Consider the following 3,612-nt stretch of genomic DNA (forward strand, 5'->3'; position numbering starts at 1 on the left):
TGCGGGCCACGGCCAGGTTGGCGCGGGCGGCATTGGCCTGGCCCTGCGCGGCCTTGAAGGCGGCGGTCTGCGCGTCCAGCGTGGACTGGCTGACCAGCTGCTGCTCAGCCAGCTTGGCGTAGCGCCTCTGGTCATCGCGGGCGCGCACCAGGTCGGCTTCGGCAGCGGCCAGCTGGGCCTGGCTGGCGCTGGCCTGGGCGGCATAGTCAGACACGTCCAGTTCGGCCAGCACGTCGCCCTTGCGCACGCGCTGGCCGGCATCGACATGGCGGCGGATCAGGTGCCCACCGACCTGGAACGACAGCGGGCTTTCCTCACGCGCATGCACCTCGCCCGGGTAGGCCGCCAGTTCCTGGCCGGCCACCGTACCCGGCTGCACGACGAGCACCGGCAGCGGTGCCGGCGGTTCCGCGTCCTGCTTGCCACACGCTGCCAGCATCACTGCCAGCAGGCCACCGCTCATCCATCGCACGTTGTTCATGAGGTCCTGGACCTTGTCGAAAACCGGAAGAAAGCGACACCGACGAGACACTCTATATCGGCATCGAAATTATTGAACCGATCGGTATAGTATAAATATCGAACCGATTGGTCTAGTATTCAATCAATGACCGATCCGACCTCTACCTCTGCGCCGCCCAAGCCCTCTGCCAAGGCCGCCGGACCCGGACGTCCGAAGGACCTGGGCAAGCGGGCGGCGATCCTCGACGCGGCCAAGGCGCTGTTCGTCGAGCAGGGCTACACCGGCGTCAGCATGGACAGCATTGCCGCCCAAGCGGGTGTGTCCAAGCTGACCGTTTACAGCCATTTCGGCGACAAAGAGACGCTTTTCACCGAAGCTGTGCAGTCCACCTGCATGGAAATGCTGCCCGACGCCCTGTTTGTAACGGATGCGGAAGGGCCGCTGCGTGAACAGTTGCTGGGCATTGGCCGCGCCTTCTTCGCGATGATCACCTCGCCGGCGGCGGTCGCCGTGCAGCGGGTGATGATGGCCCCGGATACCGACGACCGGATCCGCGAGATGTTCTGGGTGGCCGGCCCGCAGCGCACCAGCGCGGCCCTGGCCGAGTTCCTGCGCGGCCGTACCGCCCGCGGCGAACTGGAGATTTCCGACTTCCAGACGGCAGCCCTGCAGTTCTTCACCCTGATCAAGGGCGAGCTGCATACGCATATGATGTGCGGCATGCGCCCGGCCCCGGCCGAATGCGACGCCGACGCCCATGTGCACGCCAGCGTCGACTTCTTCCTGAGGGCGTACGCTACCCGCCGCTAGGCTCGTTTTCACAACCTGAATGGACCGGAGGTCGCGGTGACTTCCGGCACTGCGTCTCCCACATGTCGGCAGCGATGCTTTGATCGCGCCGCCGGCTCCCGGCACCGGTAAAATGGCCGGCCCACTGCGCTGGATTAGAACCTCATGACGATCGATTACGCCCACGCCCGCGAACTGATGGTTGAACAGCAGATCCGTCCCTGGGACGTGCTGGACATCCGTGTGCTCGACGTTCTGGCACGCCTGCCGCGGGAGGCGTTCGTCGCTGAAGCGCACCAGAAGCTGGCCTACACCGACGTGGAACTGCCGCTCGGCTTCGGCCACAAGATGATGAAGCCGGTGATTGAAGGCCGCACCCTGCAGGCGCTGGATCTGCAGCCGGGCGACGAAGTGCTGGAAATCGGCACCGGCAGCGGCTACCTCAGCGCCTGCATCGGCGCGCTGGCCCGCGAAGTACTGAGCCTGGAAATCCAGCCGGAGCTGGCCGCCAGCGCGCGCGCGAATCTGGATGCCGCCAAGCTGGGTAACAACGTGCGCATTGAAACCGCTGATGCCCTGAACTGGACCACCGAACGTAAGTTTGATGTCGTCGTGGTGACCGCGGCTGTCGATACCATTCCGTCACATTTCGTCTCGCTGCTGCGTCCGGGTGGTCGCCTGTTCGTGATCCGCGGTACCTCGCCGGTGATGGAAGCGGTGCTGGTGAAGGCCGACGGCAGCATCGAATCGCTGTTTGAAACCGATATTGAATACCTGCGCGGTGCCGCCCCGGCACCCCAGTTCCAACTCTGAGTCCAAGGAAGCCGCAATGATCCGCCGATCCCTCGCACTTGCGCTGGCCGCCGCACTGCTGCCGATGACCGCCTCTGCCGCCGACCTGCTGCAGGTCTATGAAATGGCGCGCAACGGCGATCCGCAGCTGGCCGCGGCAGAGTCCACCCGTCTGTTCGACAAGGAAGGTGCCGTCCAGGCCCGTGCCGCGCTGCTGCCGCAGATCAACGGCCAGGCCACGCTGGGTCGCAACCGCACCACGCCGAACCACGACGTGGACACCACCTCGTTCACCACCAAGAGCCGCAACTACACGGTGGAGGGTTCGCAGACTCTGTTCAACTGGACCCAGTTCTCGAACCTGCGTTCGCAGCGCGAACTGAGCAAGGCCGCGGACTTCACCCTGGACTCGGCCAACGACGACCTGATCGTGCGTACCTCGGCCGCGTACTTCAACGTGCTGGTGGGCATCGAGTCGCTGTCGGCCGCGCAGACCAACGAAGCCGCTGCCAAGAAGCAGTTCGACTTCGCGGACAAGCGCCTGGAAGTGGGCCTGGCCCCGATCACCGACGTGCACGAAGCCCGCGCGCAGTACGACCAGGCCCGTGCCAACACGATCATTGCGCAGAACACCCTGGCCGACGCCTACCAGGCGCTGACCGAACTGACCGGCCAGCCGGTCACCGACCTGAAGGCACTGCCGGAAGATTTCCGTCCGGAACTGCCGGCCCAGTACGCCACGGTGGATGCGCTGGTGACCAAGGCCGTCGAACAGAACCCGGCATTGAAGGCGTCGGAACTGAAGGTCAGCGCGGCTGAATCGTCGGTGTCGGCTGCACGCGGTGCGCACTATCCGACCCTGTCGCTGGGTGCCAGCGCCGGAAAGTCGGCCAGCTGGGGTGACGTGGTCGGTTCGGGCAGCAACTTCAGCCCGGACCAGCGCACCAACAGCATCGGTCTGACCCTGAGCGTGCCGATCTTCTCCGGCGGTGCCACCCAGTCCGGCGTGCGCCAGGCCCTGGCCCAGCGCGACATCGCCCAGGACGGCTACGAGCAGCAGAAGCGCGCCCTCGACCGCAACACCCGCAACGCCTACCAGTCGCTGGTGGCCGGCATCAGCGAAGTGGAAGCCCGTCGTCTGGCCGTGGTCTCCGCGCAGAGCGCGTACGACGCTTCGCAGGTCGGCCTGGAAGTGGGTACCCGTACCGTGCTGGACGTGATCCAGAACCAGCGCATCCTGTTCTCGGCGCAGCTGGAATACGCCAACGCCCGCTACAGCTTCCTGCAGCGCCGCCTGCAGCTGGGCCAGGCGGTCGGCGTGCTCGACATCGCCGAACTGCAGGACATCAACCGTCTGCTGACCCAGCAGGCCGCCACGCCGAGCACCACGGTCAACAACTGATCGCGGTGTAACGCTGGAACGAAAACGCCACCCGAAAGGGTGGCGTTTTTTGTTGGTGAACGCCCCCGCCGTAGAGCCACGCCCTGCGTGGCTGCGCGGTGCCGGACGCATGATCAGCCACGCAGGTGAGGTGACCCCCAAAAGCTGGACATGCGGCTAGGGCATG

At 65.6% G+C, this 3,612-nt stretch carries 4 protein-coding genes; 3 read left to right on the forward strand and 1 reads right to left on the reverse strand.

What is annotated here, in order from left to right; genetic code table 11:
* The coding region (locus tag RT551_RS21405; RefSeq protein WP_313462215.1) for a biotin/lipoyl-binding protein at positions 1 to 481 on the reverse strand (481 nt) is incomplete at its 3' end.
* Between the two features lie 126 nt (positions 482 to 607).
* Between RT551_RS21405 and RT551_RS21410 the strand changes: the two genes are divergently transcribed.
* The 3 genes from RT551_RS21410 to RT551_RS21420 all read left to right on the forward strand — a co-directional run bounded on the left by RT551_RS21410 (position 608) and on the right by RT551_RS21420 (position 3,446).
* Positions 608 to 1,273, forward strand: coding sequence for a TetR/AcrR family transcriptional regulator (locus RT551_RS21410; protein ID WP_313462217.1), 666 nt, complete (start codon positions 608 to 610; stop codon positions 1,271 to 1,273).
* A gap of 144 nt (positions 1,274 to 1,417) precedes the next feature.
* Positions 1,418 to 2,065, forward strand: coding sequence for a protein-L-isoaspartate O-methyltransferase (locus RT551_RS21415; protein ID WP_313462219.1), 648 nt, complete (start codon positions 1,418 to 1,420; stop codon positions 2,063 to 2,065).
* A 16-nt stretch (positions 2,066 to 2,081) separates the two neighbouring features.
* Positions 2,082 to 3,446: a TolC family outer membrane protein gene (locus RT551_RS21420; protein ID WP_313462221.1), complete on the forward strand. Its 1,365-nt coding sequence runs from the start codon at positions 2,082 to 2,084 to the stop codon at positions 3,444 to 3,446.
* The last annotated feature ends 166 nt before the right edge of the window (positions 3,447 to 3,612 follow it).

Source organism: Stenotrophomonas sp., from assembly GCF_032103445.1.
GTDB lineage: Bacteria > Pseudomonadota > Gammaproteobacteria > Xanthomonadales > Xanthomonadaceae > Stenotrophomonas.